This is a genomic window from Stenotrophomonas sp. YJH_SMC_58 (assembly GCF_059369635.1).
This window is the reverse complement of sequence record NZ_JCAFSW010000001.1, coordinates 59599-76575: the sequence shown is the minus strand read 5'-3', so window position 1 is coordinate 76575 and position 16977 is coordinate 59599. Positions and strand designations below refer to the sequence as shown.

General features: G+C 66.8%; 12 protein-coding genes and 1 riboswitch. Of the genes, 6 read left to right on the top strand and 6 right to left on the bottom strand.

The annotated features are described in order from the left end of the window. Positions 1 to 28: 28 nt before the first annotated feature. Positions 29 to 2896 carry an aminomethyl-transferring glycine dehydrogenase gene (gcvP, locus tag AC5P68_RS00355; RefSeq protein WP_024956945.1) on the bottom strand — a complete coding sequence of 956 codons (2868 nt, stop codon included), beginning with the start codon at positions 2894 to 2896 and terminating at the stop codon, positions 29 to 31. A 62-nt stretch (positions 2897 to 2958) separates the two neighbouring features. Beyond that, positions 2959 to 3061, bottom strand: a riboswitch (glycine riboswitch). A gap of 299 nt (positions 3062 to 3360) precedes the next feature. On the opposite strand from gcvP, the gene AC5P68_RS00350 reads away from it, so the two are divergent. From AC5P68_RS00350 to AC5P68_RS00340, 3 genes are all read left to right on the top strand, one after another. Further along, positions 3361 to 4587, top strand: a complete 1227-nt coding sequence (locus AC5P68_RS00350; protein ID WP_032966071.1) for a multidrug effflux MFS transporter — start codon at positions 3361 to 3363, stop codon at positions 4585 to 4587. Positions 4588 to 4727: 140 nt separating this feature from the next. After that, a complete protein-coding gene (locus AC5P68_RS00345; RefSeq protein ID WP_049430600.1) occupies positions 4728 to 5624 on the top strand; it encodes a siderophore-interacting protein in 897 nt (298 codons plus the stop codon). 68 nt (positions 5625 to 5692) lie between these two features. After that, a complete protein-coding gene (locus tag AC5P68_RS00340) occupies positions 5693 to 6085 on the top strand; it encodes a hypothetical protein (protein ID WP_005410623.1) in 393 nt (130 codons plus the stop codon). 119 nt (positions 6086 to 6204) lie between these two features. On the opposite strand, the gene AC5P68_RS00335 is transcribed toward AC5P68_RS00340, so the two are convergent. The 4 genes from AC5P68_RS00335 to AC5P68_RS00320 all read right to left on the bottom strand — a co-directional run bounded on the left by AC5P68_RS00335 (position 6205) and on the right by AC5P68_RS00320 (position 12999). Beyond that, positions 6205 to 8169 (bottom strand): M2 family metallopeptidase, encoded by a 1965-nt coding sequence (locus tag AC5P68_RS00335; RefSeq protein ID WP_033835369.1) that lies wholly within the window; start codon positions 8167 to 8169, stop codon positions 6205 to 6207. Between the two features lie 616 nt (positions 8170 to 8785). Further along, positions 8786 to 10435, bottom strand: coding sequence for a phosphoethanolamine transferase (locus AC5P68_RS00330; RefSeq protein ID WP_212560729.1), 1650 nt, complete (start codon positions 10433 to 10435; stop codon positions 8786 to 8788). Further along, positions 10432 to 11184 carry a phosphatase PAP2 family protein gene (locus AC5P68_RS00325; protein WP_012480985.1) on the bottom strand — a complete coding sequence of 251 codons (753 nt, stop codon included), beginning with the start codon at positions 11182 to 11184 and terminating at the stop codon, positions 10432 to 10434. The genes AC5P68_RS00330 and AC5P68_RS00325 overlap by 4 nt, the downstream gene beginning before the upstream one ends. A 111-nt stretch (positions 11185 to 11295) precedes the next feature. Beyond that, positions 11296 to 12999 carry an ArnT family glycosyltransferase gene (locus AC5P68_RS00320; RefSeq protein ID WP_049431415.1) on the bottom strand — a complete coding sequence of 568 codons (1704 nt, stop codon included), beginning with the start codon at positions 12997 to 12999 and terminating at the stop codon, positions 11296 to 11298. Positions 13000 to 13130: 131 nt separating this feature from the next. Here AC5P68_RS00320 and AC5P68_RS00315 point away from each other — a divergent pair, with 131 nt between their 5' ends. Then, on the top strand, positions 13131 to 13844 hold the full coding sequence (locus AC5P68_RS00315) for a response regulator transcription factor (RefSeq protein ID WP_005410617.1): 714 nt from the start codon (positions 13131 to 13133) through the stop codon (positions 13842 to 13844). Next, positions 13831 to 15117, top strand: coding sequence for a sensor histidine kinase (locus AC5P68_RS00310; RefSeq protein WP_231523004.1), 1287 nt, complete (start codon positions 13831 to 13833; stop codon positions 15115 to 15117). Before AC5P68_RS00315 ends, AC5P68_RS00310 begins: the two co-directional genes overlap by 14 nt. Before the next feature lie 86 nt (positions 15118 to 15203). On the opposite strand, the gene AC5P68_RS00305 is transcribed toward AC5P68_RS00310, so the two are convergent. Further along, positions 15204 to 15593, bottom strand: a complete 390-nt coding sequence (locus tag AC5P68_RS00305; protein WP_012480982.1) for a VOC family protein — start codon at positions 15591 to 15593, stop codon at positions 15204 to 15206. 127 nt (positions 15594 to 15720) lie between these two features. Here AC5P68_RS00305 and AC5P68_RS00300 point away from each other — a divergent pair, with 127 nt between their 5' ends. Then, complete coding sequence (locus AC5P68_RS00300; RefSeq protein ID WP_231523005.1) at positions 15721 to 16971, top strand: DUF819 family protein; 1251 nt, start codon at positions 15721 to 15723, stop codon at positions 16969 to 16971. The last annotated feature ends 6 nt before the right edge of the window (positions 16972 to 16977 follow it).

Below are 16977 nucleotides of genomic sequence, written 5' to 3'. Positions count from 1 at the left end.
CCGTTCTCTTTACCGATGCCGCGAGGAATCAAGCCTCGACTTCATCATCCTTGTAGGCATCGACCGGGATGCAGGCGCACATCACGTTCTTGTCGCCGTACACGTTGTCGACGCGCGCCACCGGCGGCCAGTACTTGCTCTGCTTCAGGCTGGCCAGCGGGAAGGCAGCCAGTTCGCGCGGGTAGGCGTGGGTCCACTCGCTGGCGGTCACCGCGGTGGCGGTGTGCGGCGCGTTCTTCAGCGGGTTGTCCTCGCGGTCCAGGCGGCCGTCTTCGATCGCGGTGATCTCCTCGCGGATCTGGATCATCGCGTCGATGAAGCGGTCCAGCTCGTGCAGCGATTCGCTCTCGGTCGGTTCGACCATCAGCGTGCCGGCCACCGGGAAGCTCAGGGTCGGGGCGTGGAAGCCGAAGTCGATCAGGCGCTTGGCGACGTCCTCGGCGCCGATGCCGCTGGTCTTCTCCAGCGGGCGTACGTCGAGGATGCACTCGTGTGCCACCAGGCCGTTGCGGCCGGTGTACAGGGTCTTGAAGTGCGGGGCCAGGCGCTTGGCGATGTAGTTGGCGTTGAGCTGCGCGACCTGGGTGGCCTTGCGCAGGCCTTCGCGGCCCATCATCGCGATGTACATCCAGCTGATCGGCAGGATCGAGGCGCTGCCGAAGCTGGCGGCGCTGACCATGCCGACCGGGCCGTTGTCACCCAGCTTGCCCGGCAGGAACGGGGCCAGGTGTTCCTTGACCGCGCACGGGCCGACGCCCGGGCCGCCGCCGCCGTGCGGGATGCAGAAGGTCTTGTGCAGGTTCAGGTGCGAAACGTCCGAACCCCACTTGCCGGGCTTGGCCACGCCGACCAGGGCGTTCATGTTGGCGCCGTCGGTGTACACCTGGCCGCCGTGCTGGTGGATGATCTCGCAGATCTCGACCACCTCTTCCTCGAACACGCCGTGCGTGGACGGGTAGGTCATCATGATCGCGGCCAGGCGGTCGCTGTACTTCTCGGCGTTGAGGCGGATGTCTTCCACATCGACGTTGCCGTTGGCATCGGTCTTGGTGACCACCACCTTCATGCCGCACATCTGCGCCGAGGCCGGGTTGGTGCCGTGCGCCGAATCCGGGATCAGGCAGATGTCGCGGTGGCCTTCGCCGCGCGAGCGGTGGTATGCCCGGATCGCCAGCAGGCCGGCGTACTCGCCCTGTGCGCCGGAGTTCGGCTGCAGGCTGACCGCGTCGTAGCCGGTGCATTCGACCAGCATCGCTTCCAGCGTGTCGATCAGTTCCTTGTAGCCCAGCGCCTGGTCGGCCGGCACCAGCGGGTGGATCTGCGAGAACTCCGGCCAGGTCACCGGGATCATCTCGGCGGTGGCGTTGAGCTTCATGGTGCACGAACCCAGCGGGATCATCGTGCGGTCCATCGCCAGGTCCTTGTCGGCCAGCGAACGCAGGTAGCGCAGCAGTTCGTGCTCGCTGTGGTGGGTGTTGAACACCGGGTGGGTCAGGAACGCGGACTGGCGCAGCAGGCCGGCCGGCAGCGCGTCGGCGGTGCTGGCGTCCAGCGCGTCGACGTCCAGCGAGGCACCGAACACCGCAGCCACGGCGACGATGTCGGCGCGGGTGGTGGTCTCGTCCAGGCTGATGCCGACCGAGTCGCTGTCGATCGCGCGCAGGTTGTAACCGGCGGCGCGTGCCTTGGCATGGATTTCATCGGCATGCACGCCGGTGACGTGCAGGGTGTCGAAGAAGTCGCCACCGACCTGCACGCCGGCATTGCGCAGCGCTGCGGCCAGGATCGAGGCCAGTCGATGGGTGCGGCGGGCAATGCGGGTCAGGCCTTCCGGGCCGTGGTAAACGGCGTACATCGAGGCCATCACCGCCAGCAGCACCTGCGCGGTACAGATGTTGGAGGTGGCCTTCTCGCGGCGGATGTGCTGTTCGCGGGTCTGCAGGGTCAGGCGGTAGGCCGGGTTGCCCTGGGCATCGATCGAAACGCCGATCAGGCGGCCCGGCATCGAGCGCTTGTAGGCGTCACGGCAGGCCATGAAGGCGGCGTGCGGGCCACCGAAACCGAACGGCACGCCGAAACGCTGGCTGTTGCCGACAACGATGTCCGCGCCCCATTCGCCCGGGGCAGCCAGCAGGGTCAGGGCCAGCAGGTCGGTGGCCACGGCCACCAGGCCGCCGCGTGCGTGCACGGCATCGACCAGCGCCTTGTAGTCGCCGACCTGGCCGAAGGTGTCCGGATACTGCAGCAGCAGGCCGAACGCTTCCGCTTCCAGTGCTTCGGCCGGGGTGCCGACGCGCAGCACGATGCCCATGGGCTCGGCGCGGGTACGCAGCAGTTCCAGGGTCTGCGGGTGCACGGCGTCGTGCACGAAGAAGGTGTCCGACTTCGACTTGGCCGAACGCTTGGCCAGGGTCATCGCTTCGGCGGCGGCGGTGGCTTCGTCCAGCAGCGAGGCGTTGGCGATTTCCATGCCGGTCAGGTCGGCGCACAGGGTCTGGAAGTTGATCAGCGCTTCCATGCGGCCCTGCGAGATTTCCGCCTGGTACGGGGTGTAGGCGGTGTACCACGCCGGGTTTTCCAGGATGTTGCGCAGGATCACGTTCGGCGTGTGGGTACCGTAGTAACCCTGGCCGATGAAGCTGCGCAGCACGGTGTTCTTGTCGGCGATCGCACGGATCTTCGCCAGTGCCTGCACTTCGGTCATCGACTCCGGCAGTGCCAGCGGTGCCGGCGACTTGATCTTGGCCGGCACGATGGCGTCGGTCATCGCATCCAGCGACGCGTGGCCGACGACGTCGAGCATCTGCGCGATCTCGGCGTCGTTGGGGCCGATGTGGCGCTCGACGAACGCGTTGTGGTGCTCAAGCTCACGCAGGGAAGGGGTGTTCTGGGACATGGCGAAGGATCCGTCAGGAAAGGGCACACGCACGGGCACAAGCCGCCGGTCGGCGGTCTGCGGGGCGCCCCTCTGTCCTTTTGCCTGAGAGTTTAAAAGCGCGGCGGACCGCAGCTTCGTGCCCCTTCGGCGCCGGATCGAACCGGTCTCTCCAGAGTTGTGTTACGGGTGGTATCGGGCCTGAGCGATTACGGGCGTTGCGCCTTCGGCAGCGGTGTTCCGCTTCTCCCACCGTGTTGCCCGCCGATTATAGCCCGTTGCGGGCGCGGCGGCCGCCTTCGGTCCTGGAGGCCGCGCCTGAATGGCCGATGGCCCGTCCGTGCGTTTTGTGCACTGCTGCATGGCATCAGGTGCAATCCCCACCTATGATGGGCGGATACCCGAATTCATCTGGCGCCGTCCCTGCTGCAGGGGACCGGCGCCCGCCGTGCGTGCCGCGCATGGCCCTGCCGGACGCCTTTCCCATGACCGCCGCTGTTGCTCCCTCCACCCGCCGCATGGCCCTGCTGCTCGCCGGCCTGGCCATGTTCGGTCCGTTCTCGATCGACACCATCTTCCCGGCGTTCCCGCAGCTGGCCCAGCGCCTGGCGGTGGACGAGGTGGCGGTGCAGCAGACCATCAGCGTGTACCTGCTGTTCTACGGCCTGATGAGCCTTGCGCACGGCCCGCTGTCCGATGCCTGGGGCCGCAAGCGGGTGATCCTCGGTGGCCTGGTGGTGTTCGTCGGCGCTTCGGTCGGCTGCGCGCTGTCCACCGACCTGACCACGCTGCTGGCCTTCCGTGCGCTGCAGGGCCTGTCAGCAGGCGTCGGCATGATCGTCGGCCGCGCGGTGATCCGCGACCTGTACCACGGACACGACGCGCAGCGTCTGATGAGCCAGGTATCGATGCTGTTCGGCATCGCTCCGGCCATCGCACCGATCATTGGCGGCTGGATCCTGCTCAGTGGCGCCGGCTGGCCACTGATTTTCTGGTTCCTGGTGGTGTTTGCGCTGCTCCTGCTGGCGGCCACTGCACGCTACCTGCCGGAAACCCATCCGGTGGAGGCACGGGTGCCGTTGTCGCCGCGCGTGCTGCTGCGTGATTACGTGCGAATCGGTTTCAACCCGCGGTTTCTGCGCCTGGCGCTGGCCGGCAGCATCGGTTTCGGCGGCATTTTCCTGTACATCTCCTCGGCGCCGGTGTTCGTGATGCAGCACCTGCATCTGGGCGAGGGTGGTTTTGCCTGGCTGTTCATCCCCACCATCGGCGGCATGACCACCGGCTCGTTCCTGTCCGGGCGCATGGCCGGGCACACCACGCCCACCCGCCAGGTGTCCATTGGTTTCGGCCTGTGTGCGCTGTCGGTGCTGCTGAATGTCGGCTACGTGGCGCTGTCGCCACAGTTCGTGCTGCCATGGGCGGTACTGCCGATCTTCCTGGGCGGCATGGGCATGGCATTGATCTTCCCGATCCTGGCGCTGGCGGTGCTGGACATGTACCCGCACCAGCGCGGCCTGGCCTCGTCGCTGCAGGCCTTCGTGCAGCTGATGATCAGCACGGTGGTGGCCGGCGTGGTGTCGCCGCTGCTCAGTGCCAGCCCGCTGCACCTGGCGCTGGGGCAGGCCGCGTTCTTCGCCGCCGGCTTCGTGTTCTGGTACTGGGAACACCAGCGTGAACGCGCGGCACAGGCGGCCTGCACGGGCCATTGAGCAGCGCGCAGGGGTAGGGCCGGCCGCTTTGCCCGCAACGCTTGCGAAGAGGAACGACCGGACTAGGCTGGGCACTCCAGCCAGCCGGTGCGTGGATGCACGACAGCCAGCCAATCCGATGTCGTTGCATGAGGTTCCCCATGGCTGCGCAGCAGACCTACCGCCTGTTCGAGGTGGCGCTGAAGGAGCGCCGCGTTCTTTCCCCTTCCCTTGACCGCATGGTGTTCACCGGTGCCGACGTGGCGCGGATGAAGACCGAAGGCCCTGACCAGCGCATCAAGGTGTTCTTCCCCTTGCCCGGCCAGGAGGTGCCGCAGGTCCCCAGCGGTGAAGACTGGTACCCACGCTACCGGGCCCTGCCGGACGACAAGCGCCCGCCGATGCGTACCTACACCATCCGCCAGTTGCGCGCCGAGCAGGGCGAGGTCGACGTCGATTTCGTCATCCATGGCGAAACCGGCCCCGCCTCGCGCTGGGCCATGCACGCCCGCCCAGGCGACCGTGTGGTGCTGCTGGCCCCGGACGCCGACTGTGCCGAGAGCAGCGAGGGCTGGGAGTGGAAGCCACCGGCCGGTGTCGGCCAGGTGCTGCTGGTGGCCGATGAAACCGCGTTGCCTGCGGTGGCCGGCATCCTCGAGGAACTGGCGGCCATGGTCGACCCACCGCGCACGCTGGCGCTGCTGGAGGTGGCGCAGGCCGGTGATGCGGTGCACCTGAAGGCGCCCTCCAGCGCCGAGCTGGTCTGGCTGCCGCGCGGGCAGGCCGCCTACGGACAGCGGTTGCTGCAGGCGGTCCAGGCGCGGTTGGCAGCGACCTCGGGCGTGGCTGCCGGCGATGCGCTGGAGGAGATCGACGTCGATACGCAGATCCTCTGGGAGCAGGCCGAAACCGGTGTGGCCGGGCCGCTGTATGCCTGGGTGGCGGGCGAGGCGGGGGCGGTGATGGCGATCCGCCGCCACTTGGTGCGTGATTGCGGGCTGGACCGCCGCGCGATCACCTTCATGGGCTACTGGCGGCACGGCAAAGTGCTGGACTGAGGGGTGTGAAGCGGTGCTGCGGGCGGGGTGCGCTATCCTTGCGCCCCCCTTCGCAGCGGTACCGCACCATGTCCACCAGCTCCAAGACCCGCCGCGACCAGCGCCGTCGCCAGGAAAAGCAGGCCGCCAACAAGGCCGCCGCGCAGGCCTCGCCGGTGGAGCCGCATGCGGAACTGCGCGATGCACAGCGCACCCTGCTGGCCGGTGTCGTGCGCCGCGACGGCGAATGGGTGCTGGGCATGGACGGCCGCATCGCGGGCCACAGCGAGAGCGCTGCGCAGGTGCTGGCGCTGATCATGCAGGCCGGTGAACTGCACGAGCGCAACGGCACGCCGGTGCGCCTGATGTACTCCGATGCACTGCGCGATGCCGCACAGGCCGAAGCCAGGGAGAAGGGCCAGACCTTCGAGGAATTCAAGGCCGAGCTGGCCGCAGCGATGGCCGCGAAGAAGAACAGCTGACTGCTGTTTCGGTAGAGCCGGCCACTGGCCGGCTGCCCGTTGGGTCTTCATCGCGTAGTTGCCGGCCAGCGGCCGGCACTACCAGAAAGGGACGGATCCTCGCGGACCCGCCCCTTTTTTCATTTCGCCGCCGGGGCCGCGTTGGCCTGCCAGCCGCACATCTGGCCTTCGTTTTGCTGCTTCAGCCACTCGTTGACCGGGGTGAAGTACTCGATCATCGGGCCGGCATCGAGCTTGTCGGTACCGGTCAGCTCCTTCAGCGTGGCCTGCCACGGCTGGCTGGCACCCTTGCTCAGCATCGCCCAGTACTTCTGGCCGGCTTCCTTGTTGCCGTAGAAGGTGCACTCATGCAGCGGGCCCTTGTAGCCGGCCGCATCGCACAGGCCCTTGTAGAACTGGAACTGCAGGATGCGCGCCAGGAAGTAGCGGGTGTACGGGGTGTTGCCCGGCACGTGGTACTTCGCGCCCGGATCGAAGAACTCTTCGCCACGGGTGCTGGCCGGCGCCACGCCCTGGTACTTGGCCTTCAGGTCCCACCACGCCTTGTTGTAGTTGTCGGCAGTAATCGAGCCATCGAACACGCCCCAGCGCCAGCGGTCGATCATCAGCCCGAACGGCAGGAACGACACGCCTGACAGCGCCATGCGCATCTGGTTGTTGATGACCGCCTCGCGGCTTTCGGTCGGCGCATCGACCAGGCCGATCGAGCTGAGGTACTTGGGCGTCATCGCCAGCACGATGGTGTCGCCGATCGCTTCATGGAAGCCGTCGTTGGCACCGCCCTGGAACAGCGGTGGCAGCGGGTTGTAGGCCAGGTCGTAATAGATGTGGCCCAGCTCGTGGTAGATGGTGGTGAAGTTCTCTTCGTTCGGCTTGATGCACATCTTGGTGCGCACGTCGCCTTCCATGTTCATGTCCCAGGCACTGGCGTGGCAGACCACGTCGCGGTCGTCAGGCTTGATGAACTGGGTCTTTTCCCAGTAGGACTGCGGCAGCGACGGCATGCCCAGCGACACGTAGAAGTCCTGCGCGCGCTCGGTCATCTGCTTGGCGGTACGCAGTTCGGCCTCGCGCTGCGCCTTGTACTGCGCGGCCACGTTGGCATCCTTGCCGGCCTTGGCCAGCGCCGCGCTCAGGTTGGTCTGGTACTGCTTTTCCAGCGCCGCGGTGATGTCCAGGCTGCCGGCGCCCGGGTACGGTTCCAGCTGGTCCCACAGGTTCGACCAGTCCTGCTGCCACATGTTGCCCAGCAGGTGCGCGGCGATCAGGCCATTGCCTACTTCGGCCTTGTCCTTGCCATAGGTCTTGTCCAGCTTGCCGCGCGCGTAGCAGTGCAGCTGCTCGTACATCGGCTTGACCTGTTCCCACAGGCGGTCGGTTTCCGGGCCGATCTGCTCCGGCGGCATGTCATAGCCGCTGCGCCACATCTGGCCGGCATCGGTGAAGCCCATGCCCTTGGCGCCTTCGTTCACCAGGCCGACGAACTTCTGGTAGTCGCCGCGCATGCTCTTGGTGGTGCTGTGCCAGCCCTGCCAGGCGTCAAGCTGCTTGTCGTAGTCGCGGCTGCGCGCCAGTACCTGTTCCAGCTCGCCCAGCTGGCGGCAGGAGTTCGGATCGTTGGCGTCGGTGCAGTACTTGCCGGCACCGTAGCTGCCTTCCATGCGGGTGGCGATCTGGGTCAGCTCGGCCAGCTTGGCCGGATCGCGCGGCGCCGGCATCGAGGACATCAGTTTCAGCAGGTGGATCGCACGCTTGCTGTCCTCGCTCATCGGCTTGCCGTCGAACTTGGCGGCCTGCTCGATCCAGCTGTTGAGCTGGGTCAGCGAGCGCTCGTTGGCCTTGGCCGCGATGCGTTCGGAATCACTGTTGATGTAGGTGGAAGACAGCCACTGCGCCGAGGTCATCTCCGGGTAGGCGGCCTTGAATTCGGCATTGATGCGGGCCACGAACTGGTCGGCGGTTTCGCCGGCCGGGGCGCTGCTGCTGGCGGTATCGGTGCCTGGGGCAGCTTCCTTCTTGCAGGCGGCCAGGGCCAGCGTGGCGGCGGCGATTGCCGAGGCCAGCAGGAGATGACGGTGTTTCACGGGCGGTCCTTGGGTGGTGAACGACGGCCGAAGGCTAGTGGGCCGTCGCTGCCACCGCAAGTGGCGGAAGTCGGCCGGGCGGCGCCCGGCACCCGCAGAGGCTTTCAAGCAAGGGCAAAGGCCGAAGCAACAGCGTGCATTCCGTGGGATGGCGGGGCGGTGTGGGTGGGCAGGACACGCCGTAAACCCATCCATGGGGGCTCGATGGCGCCATCCATGGCGCCAACGGTCCTGCCCATCCACACCGCCCCGCCTTCGACAGATTCCGGCGGCTGTTGGTAGGTGTCGACCTTGGTCGACACATCTGTCAGATATCGAATGAGTCATCCACGCATGGCGTGGATCTACTGTGTCGACCAAGGTCGACACCCACCAGGGCAATGCGTCGTTCCGACAGATCGCGGAAAACTGTCGAAGGCGGGGTGGGTCCGGTGGCGGGAGTGTCCGCGGCATGGATGCCGCGGCCAAGCCCCCATGGATGGGTTTACGGCGTCTCCCGCCACCGGACCCACCCCGCCATCCCTCAGGAAACCCGCTTCTGCTGTTGCTGTCGAGGCTACCGGCCAGCGGCCGGCATTACCGCGGGTGCAGGGCTGCAAGCCCTGCCGAACAACCCTCAACCTTCGCAGTTGGCGAACAGGTCGCGATCGCGCTCATACAGCGAGGTCTTCACCTGCATCAGGCCCAGCACCGACGGGAACAGGTTGTCGTGGTCGGTATAGGCCGCCGAACGCTTGCGCACGCACTGCAGGTCCAACCCACGGCTGCTGGCAAAGCCCGGCGAGAACCACATCGTCATCGGTACGCGGGTCTGCTCGGCCGGAGCGATCGCATACGGCACGCCATGCAGGAACAGGCCCTTCTCGCCCAGCGATTCACCATGGTCGGACAGGTAGATCATCGCCGTGTCGTAATCCTGCATGCCCTGCAGGGTGCCGATGGTCTTGCTCAGGAAATGATCGGTGTACAACACCGCGTTGTCATAGCTGTTGGTGATCTCTTCGCGAGAGCAACGGCCGATGTCACGGGTGTCGCAGGTTGGCTTGAAGCGCGCGAAGGCTGCCGGGTAACGCTCGAAGTAGGCCGGGCCGTGGTTGCCCAGCTGGTGCAGCACCACCACGCGGTCGCCGGGCTTGGCACGCACCTGGGTGGCCAGGTCCTGCAGCAGGATCTCGTCCATGCAGCGGCCATCGGCGCACAGCCCCGGCGTGGTCGCATCGGACAGCGACTGGAACTCCAGCCCTTCGCAGACGCCCTTGCAGCCGGACTGGTTGTCACGCCACAACGGCGCGATGCCGGCGCGGTTCAGCACGTGCAGCAGCGACTGGTGTGCACGGATCTTCTTTTCATCGTAGTCATGGCGTCCCCACGGCGAGAACAGGCACGGCAGCGACACTTCGGTGCTGGTGCCGCAGGAGTGCATGTCGGGGAAGTTGATCACCGGTGCCTGGGCCAACTCCGGGGTGGTGTTGCGGCCACCGTTGAGCCCCCAGTTCTGCGCGCGCACGGTTTCGCCCATGACGATCACCAGCAGGCGCGGCTTGCTGGCCGGGGCGCGTGGCGTGGCCTTGGCGTCGGTGCCGATCGGCAGCTTCGGCGCGCGCTGCACCGGGTTGTCGCCACGCAGCGCGCGCGGCATACCGAGCAGCACGTTGGCCGGGGTGGCGAGATAGCGTACTTCGCGCTGGTTGCGCATTAGCGCCGAGACATCCTGGAACGAGATCAGCGCACCGCCAACTGCGGTCGCCGCCGCCACGACCAGGAAGCCGAGTCGCCACAGCAGGCTGCGGCCCCAACTGCGTCGGCGCAGCTGCACGCGCCACAGCACCACCATCGGCAGCACGGCCAGCAGCAGCACCGGCCACAGCAGCGATACGGTCATCAGCTCGCGGCTCTCCTTGGGGTCGGTCGCCAGCACGTTGCGCAGCATGTCCGCATCCAGATAGATGTGGTAGCGGCTCATGTAGTGCGCAGCGAACGCCGTCACCAGCAGCAACAGGCTGATTACCACTTTGGCATTCCAGCGCCAGACCAGGATGCCCAGCAGCACGCCGTGTGCACCCAGCAGCAACAGCAGCAGCGAAAGCGCGTAACGCAGGCTGCCTGGATGGCTGGCCATCGCGCTGTGCCAGAACAGGCCGTTGCCGGCCACCGCGAAGAACAGGCTGGTCAGCGCGATCAGTGCTTCCGTGGAGAGCTGCGGCCGCCAGTTGCGAAGACCCGCAAGGGCGGGGAGGCGGGCGGGGCGTTGGACCGATGCACTCATGCGTTTGCCTCCTGGCGGTGGGGACGGTCCAGCTGACGGTGGATCAGAACATACAGGCCCAACGAAAGCAGCCAACATATCAACGCGGTGGCAATGTCATGCGAAAGGAAATGGGCGCCCCGCAACTGCTGGCTGATCCCGAACACCAGGCCGGTGCCGAGGCCGATCCAGAGCCCGGTCCAGCGCCAGGACGGCCGCCACAGCAACGCGAAGAAGTACAGGCAGAGCCACGCATAGCCTGCGCTGGCGTGGCCTGCCGGGAAGCAGGCCTGTGCCGGCATGCCTTCCGGGCGCAGGGTGAACAGACCGATGAAAGGCTGGTGGCCACCGTAGCGCAGCAGGTCCCACGGGCATTCCATCGGCACCAGCGACTTCAGCAGGGAGATCACGCCGGTGCCCAGTGCCATGGCAATTACGACATAAAGCAGCGCCCATTGCAGGGTGCGATCGCGACCCTTACGCCAGTGGTGGAAGCACAGCAGGATCACGACCAGCGCCGCCGCCGTGCTCAACCATTTGCCGGCCTTGTGCACGACGCTGCGGGTGATCCAGGCGTCCTGCAGCGCCCAGTGGCTGCCTTCAAGACGGAACAGGTGATCGGCCACCCATTGATCGCCGCCGAAGCCCATCAGCAGCGTAAACAACGGCAGACCGATTGCGACAGGCAGCCAGAGGTGAGTTACGGCAAATCGAGACGCCAGTGGTGATGTCGCAAGCGGCGCTACCGAATCAAGGGGACGGACGGGCATGCTGGGAAGGGGCGGTTCGGGAATCCGCGCTCATGCTCGTCACCTGGATGTCGGAGAAGGGTCGGACGCCCGTTCGCGCCGGGTTAATGAGTCCTCGGCGCATGTCAACGTTCAGTCTTCTTCGGCGGTCGATCCTGTCCGCTCGGCGTGACACTCCGGGTTCCATGCGGTACCGGGAAGCAGTTGCCAACGATTCCTGTTGGCAACACCGATGTCGATCACTTTGGCCGGATCCACGCAGGGGCTCATCGCATCGTCCAGCACCAGCAGCCAGCGCTTGTCCGGCGCCTCAGCGAGCCAAGGGCCGGCGTCATGCCATTGCTCTGCCCAGGGCCGCTTGAAGCCGAATTCGCGTACCGGGCGGTCGGCCTGCAGCAGGTTCTGCTCGCGCCAGGCCACCAGCGCCAGTTCGGCATCCGGTCCGATCCGCGCGCCGACCCGGCGCATCAGCGCTGACGCCGATGCATAGGGATCCAGCGCCGGAATCAGTACCAGGCCGTAGAGCATCCACAGCATGCCGTGGGTCAGCAGCACCAGCGTCGCCGCGCGGCGCACCCGCAACCACACGATCAGCGTGGCCAGCGCGATGGCGAAGGTCAGCAGGCCATCGCCCAGCACCGGCAGCAGGGTATCGGGCATGGCGCGGCGTTCCAGCTGGGCCACCGCCCAAGCGTGTTCGGTCAGCAGCATCACGCCCAGCGTGCCAGTGGCCAGCATCAGCACCACGCTGTAGCCGAACAGGTAGCGGCGAACGCACAGGCGGCGCAGCAGGCCGGGCAGCAGCGGGGCTACGGCCAGCGCCATCGCCGGCAACATCGGCAGCAGGTACACCTCGCGCTTGCCCGGGCTGGCGCTGAAGAACACCAGTACCAGCACGGCCCAGCCCAGCAGCAGCCACTGGCGGCGGTCGCCACGGCGGATACGGCGCCACCAGGGCTTGAACAGCATCGGCAGCAGCAGGCTGCCCGGCAGCCACAGGGTAAGGATCACCTGCAGGTAATACCAGGCGGGCTGCCGGTGGTGCCACGCATTGGCATAACGGGTGCCGGTCTGCTTGAACAGCAGCTCGTGCGCATAAGCCTGCAGTTCGGCACTGGGCGTGTGCAGCAGGGCCCAGCCCAGCGGCGCCAGCCACACCCCGACACCCAGCAGGAAGGCCGGGATCAGCCAGAGCAGGGTTGCCGGATGCGGACCCTCCACCGTGCGTCCGCGGCGGCGCTGGTACAGCCACCAGCCGAACCAGGGCAGCACCATCAGCAGCGGCAGGAAACCCACGCCCTTGGTCACTGTGCCGACGCCTGCGGCGAAGCCGGCCAGCCACAGGGCAGGCAGGTTGCGGCGTTCACACAGATGACGCATCAGGCCCCAGAGGGCCACGGTGGTCATGCCCACCAGCACCATGTCGATCTGCGCGCGCTTCGCCATCAGCCCGAACTGCAGGGTGCAGAACAGCGCAGCGACGGCGTAGATGGAATGTCGTGGCGACCATAGCCGCCGCGCCAGGTCCGACACCAGCCACAGGCTGAGCAGGGCGCCCAGCAACGACGGCAGCAGGAAGGACCACTGCCAGCTGCCGACGATCTCGTAGGCGGCGGCCTGCAGCCACATGAAGACGGGTGGCTTCTCCGCATACAGTTCCACGCCGCGGTGCGGCAGCAGCCATTGCCCGCTCTCGACCATGGTCCGGGCCGCCAGCACGAAGCGCGGCTCGTCCGGCGGCTGCGGCTGCCGAAGGCCGATCCCCGCTGCCAGCGCAGCAATGATCAGCAGCCACAACAGGGGCAGGCGCCAACGGCGGGGCAGGGCTACGGGCACGGCAGGCTCCGGGAGCAAAACGGCCATTCTGAGGTGGCGGGGGTGGGAAAAGCGTCAGAGCGGCGCCGGGGCGACCGCATTCCGACATGTGCGGCGCTACCATGGTACGAACTTCCGTGGATGTTTCGTGCATGCGTCTGTTGGTGATCGAGGACAACCGCCAGCTGGTGGCCAACCTGTTCGACTATTTCGAGTCGCGCGGGCATGTGCTCGACGTGGCGCCGGATGGCATCACCGGACTGCACCTGGCCGGGAGCCATCCGTATGACGCCGTCATCCTGGACTGGATGCTGCCGCGCATGGAGGGCCCGGAGGTGCTGCGCCGGCTGCGCGCCGAGCATGCATCGGAAGTGCCGGTGATCATGCTGACCGCGCGTGACGAGCTGCCGGACAAGATTGCCGGCTTCCGCGCCGGCGCCGACGACTACCTGACCAAGCCGTTCGCACTCCCGGAGCTGGAGGTGCGGCTGGAAGCGCTGCTGCTGCGTGCGCAGGGACGCAACCCGCGCAAGCGCCTGCAGGTGGGCGATCTGGTGCTGGATCTGGCCACCCTGGAAGCCCAGCGCGGCACCCAGGTGCTGCACCTGTACCCGGCCTGCCGCAAGCTGCTGGAAGTGCTCATGCGCGCCAGCCCCGGCGCGGTGACCCGCCAGCAGCTGGAATTCGCTCTGTGGGGCGACGAACCGCCGGATGGCGACCTGCTGCGTTCGCATGTCTACGAGCTGCGCCGCAGTGTGGACGGACCGTTCGCCGAGAAACTGATCCATACCCTGCCGCGGGTGGGTTACCGCTTGGCCGTGACCACGCCCAGCGATGCCGGCAAGGATGATGATGAAGGCGAGTAAGCCGGGGCCGTTGTACCGGCGCGTGGTGTGGTGGTTGCTGGGCTATCTGGCGCTGCTGTCGATCGCGGTGTTCAGCGTCGGCAACTACGTGCATGAACATGCGGAGCACGCTGCCTGGCGCGCGCTGCTCAATTCCGAACTGGACAGCATCGTCGAGCACACCGAGCACGAGCCGCACTACAGCTGGCAGGACTCTGACACGCTCAGCCTGTTCCGCTTCGATGAAGGCAACATGCCGGAAAGCGTGCGCATGCTGCACCCGGGGCTGCATGACGGGGTGCCGATCAAGGGGCGGCAGACTGCGGTGATGGTGCGTGACACCGGCTCGATGGGGCGGGTGGCGCTGGCGCTGGACATTTCCGACTTCCATGACCTGGAACAGTTCGCCACGCGCTGGGTGATGCTGGCCGGGGTGATCATGATCTTCGTCACCGTGCTGATGGCGTCGTTCGGCATGGAACGCATGGTGCGCCCGTTGAGCCTGCTGGCGCAGCACATCGCCGCGCTGCGGCCGGGCGTCCAGGGCCAGCGCATCGAGGTCGACCCGCGCGGCAGCTCCGAGCTGCACACCATTGCCGATGCACTGAACGACTATCTGGACCGCAACGAGCAGTTTGTCGAACGCGAGCGGGTGTTCATCAGCACCGCCAGCCACGAGCTGCGTACGCCGATTGCGGTGATGACCGGTGCCGCAGAGCTGGCACTGGAACAGTCGGGCCTGCCCGAGCGCGCGCGCCAGCAGATGCAACGCGTGCTGCGCACCGCGCAGAGCGTGGAGCAGCTGATCGAACTGCTGCTGGTGCTGGCGCGTGACCCGGCGCGCCTGGCCGCACGCGCCGAGCGCATCGCCCTGGACCAGCTGCTGCCGGAAATCGTCGACGACCATCGTCACCTGCTCGGTGACAAGGACCTGAGCATCGGCATCCAGGCGGCCCCGGTGGATATTGTCGCGCCGCTGGCCGTCGTGCAGGCCGCGATCGGCAACCTGCTGCGCAATGCCATCGAGAACAGCGGGCGTGGCCACATTGAGTTGCACCTGAGCTCGTCGGCGGTGCTGACCCTGCAGGATCCGGGACATGGCATGAGCCCGGAGGAGATTGCGGCGATCCACGCGCGGATGGCCCGCGGCGAGCGCGCCGACCGTGGCGGCGGCATCGGCCTGGACCTGATCGCCAGGCTCTGCGAGCACCTTGGCTGGACCCTGCAGCTGCAGCCCTGCGAGCCGCGTGGCACGCGCGCCACGCTCGATTTCAGCGCTTCACGTCCGGCCTGAACCGGCCGTCCTGGTAGATGCCAACCTTGGTTGGCATGCTGCCCGTCGATCAAGGTCGACGCCTGCCCACGCAATGTCCGTTCGCATTACCAGCCGTTCGGCCGCGCCACATGCTGGTCGATCAGGATCACATTGCCGTCGGGATCGGCCAACTGCAGGTAGCCGGTGCCCCGCCCATGAGGGTCGGTACGCACCGCCAGTTCAATGCCCTTCGCATCCAGTTCCGCCTGCAGTTCACGTACATCCTGGAAGTGGGGCAGTTCCTGCTTGTGCTGGTCCCAGCCCGGGTTGAAGGTGAGCAGGTTGCCCTCGAACATGCCCTGGAACAGGCCGATGACAATGCCGTTGTTGCGCATCACCAGCCAGTTCTGCGCCGGCTCGCCACCGGTCACCGAGAAGCCCAGTGCTTCGTAGAAGCTGCGGGAGGCCGCCAGGTCCCTGACCGAGAGGCTGACGGAGAAGGCGCCGAGCTGCATGGGAGTGGCTCCGGGAAAGGGCAGCCGGCACTGCAGCATGACCCGGCGTGAAGACAATGTTAATCTCGGGGTGCGCCGCTTCATGCGGCGCTTTTTTTTCCCGCTCTTTCGATCGACAGAGGATCCCATGCCGACCGAACCCGCTACTGCCCTGATCAGCAACGACATCGTTGGCCTGGGCCTGATTGCCGCCACCCTGGCCCTGATCTTCTGGGCTGCCAGTGGCCCGACCCCGTTATTGAAGAAGATCTTCGCCTGGGTGCCGGCGCTGCTGCTGTGCTACTTCGTCCCCGCCATCTACAACACCGCCGGTGTCATCGACGGCCACAACACCTCGCTGTACAACCCGGTCGCGCGTGACGTGCTGCTGCCGGCCGCGCTGGTCCTGCTGACCCTGTCGATCGACCTCAAGGGTATTGCCAGGCTCGGCCCGAAACTGCTGATCGTGTTCTGCGCCGGTACCGCCGGCATCATGCTCGGCGCCATCGTCTCGTTCCAGCTGATGAAGTTGATCCACCCCGAAACCGTGGCCGGTGATACCTGGGCCGGCATGGCGGCGCTGGCCGGCAGCTGGATCGGCGGCGGCGCCAACATGGTGGCCATGCGTGAAGTGTTCGGCACCGATGCCACCACCTTCGGCCAGTTCGCGGTGGTCGACGTGGCCTGCGCCAGCCTGTGGATGGCCATCCTGCTGTTCCTGGCCAACCGCGCGCAGCAGATCGATACCCGCAACGGTGCCGATACCCGTGCCATCGACGAGATGAAGGCGCGCATCAGCGCCTACGAGGCGCAGAACGCGCGCATTCCCAGCATGACCGACCTGATGGTGATCGTCGGCGTGGCACTGGGCGGCGTCGGCCTGGCCCATGCCATCGCCGCGCCGCTGGCGGGCTGGTTCAAGGCCAATGTCAGCTGGGCCAGCCAGTTCAGCCTGGACAGCCAGTTCGTGTGGGTGATCCTGCTGTCCACCGCGATGGGCCTGGGCCTGAGCTTCACCCGTGCGCGCCGGCTGGAAGCTGCGGGCGCTTCGCGGCTGGGCACGGTGTTCCTGTACTTCCTGATCGCCTGCATCGGCATGCAGATGAACCTGCTGTCGCTGCTGGACCGGCCGTGGCTGTTCCTGCTCGGCGCGATCTGGATGGCCACGCATGTGCTGGTGCTGTGGGTGGTGGCCAAGCTGCTGCGCGCGCCGCTGTTTTTCTTCGCGATCGGTTCGCAGGGCAACATCGGCGCAGCCGCTTCGGCCCCCGTGGTGGCCGCGGCGTTCCATCCGACGCTGGCTCCGGTGGGCGTGCTGCTGGGCACGGTGGGCTACGCCACCGGCACCGGGCTGGCCTATGTCACTGGCCTGATCCTGAAGTGGATGGCCAACGGCTGAGTCCGG

Bases quoted from the DNA above. Each gene is read 5' to 3' on its own strand.
- AC5P68_RS00330 (WP_212560729.1), bottom strand. From the start codon at position 10,435: ATGAGTGCATCGGTCCAACGCCCCGCCCGCCTCCCCGCCCTTGCGGGT.
- AC5P68_RS00325 (WP_012480985.1), bottom strand. From the start codon at position 11,184: ATGCCCGTCCGTCCCCTTGATTCGGTAGCGCCGCTTGCGACATCACCA.
- AC5P68_RS00315 (WP_005410617.1), top strand. From the start codon at position 13,131: ATGCGTCTGTTGGTGATCGAGGACAACCGCCAGCTGGTGGCCAACCTG.
- AC5P68_RS00345 (WP_049430600.1), top strand. From the start codon at position 4,728: ATGGCTGCGCAGCAGACCTACCGCCTGTTCGAGGTGGCGCTGAAGGAG.
- AC5P68_RS00310 (WP_231523004.1), top strand. From the start codon at position 13,831: ATGAAGGCGAGTAAGCCGGGGCCGTTGTACCGGCGCGTGGTGTGGTGG.
- AC5P68_RS00350 (WP_032966071.1), top strand. From the start codon at position 3,361: ATGACCGCCGCTGTTGCTCCCTCCACCCGCCGCATGGCCCTGCTGCTC.
- AC5P68_RS00300 (WP_231523005.1), top strand. From the start codon at position 15,721: ATGCCGACCGAACCCGCTACTGCCCTGATCAGCAACGACATCGTTGGC.
- gcvP (WP_024956945.1), bottom strand. From the start codon at position 2,896: ATGTCCCAGAACACCCCTTCCCTGCGTGAGCTTGAGCACCACAACGCG.
- AC5P68_RS00340 (WP_005410623.1), top strand. From the start codon at position 5,693: ATGTCCACCAGCTCCAAGACCCGCCGCGACCAGCGCCGTCGCCAGGAA.
- AC5P68_RS00305 (WP_012480982.1), bottom strand. From the start codon at position 15,593: ATGCAGCTCGGCGCCTTCTCCGTCAGCCTCTCGGTCAGGGACCTGGCG.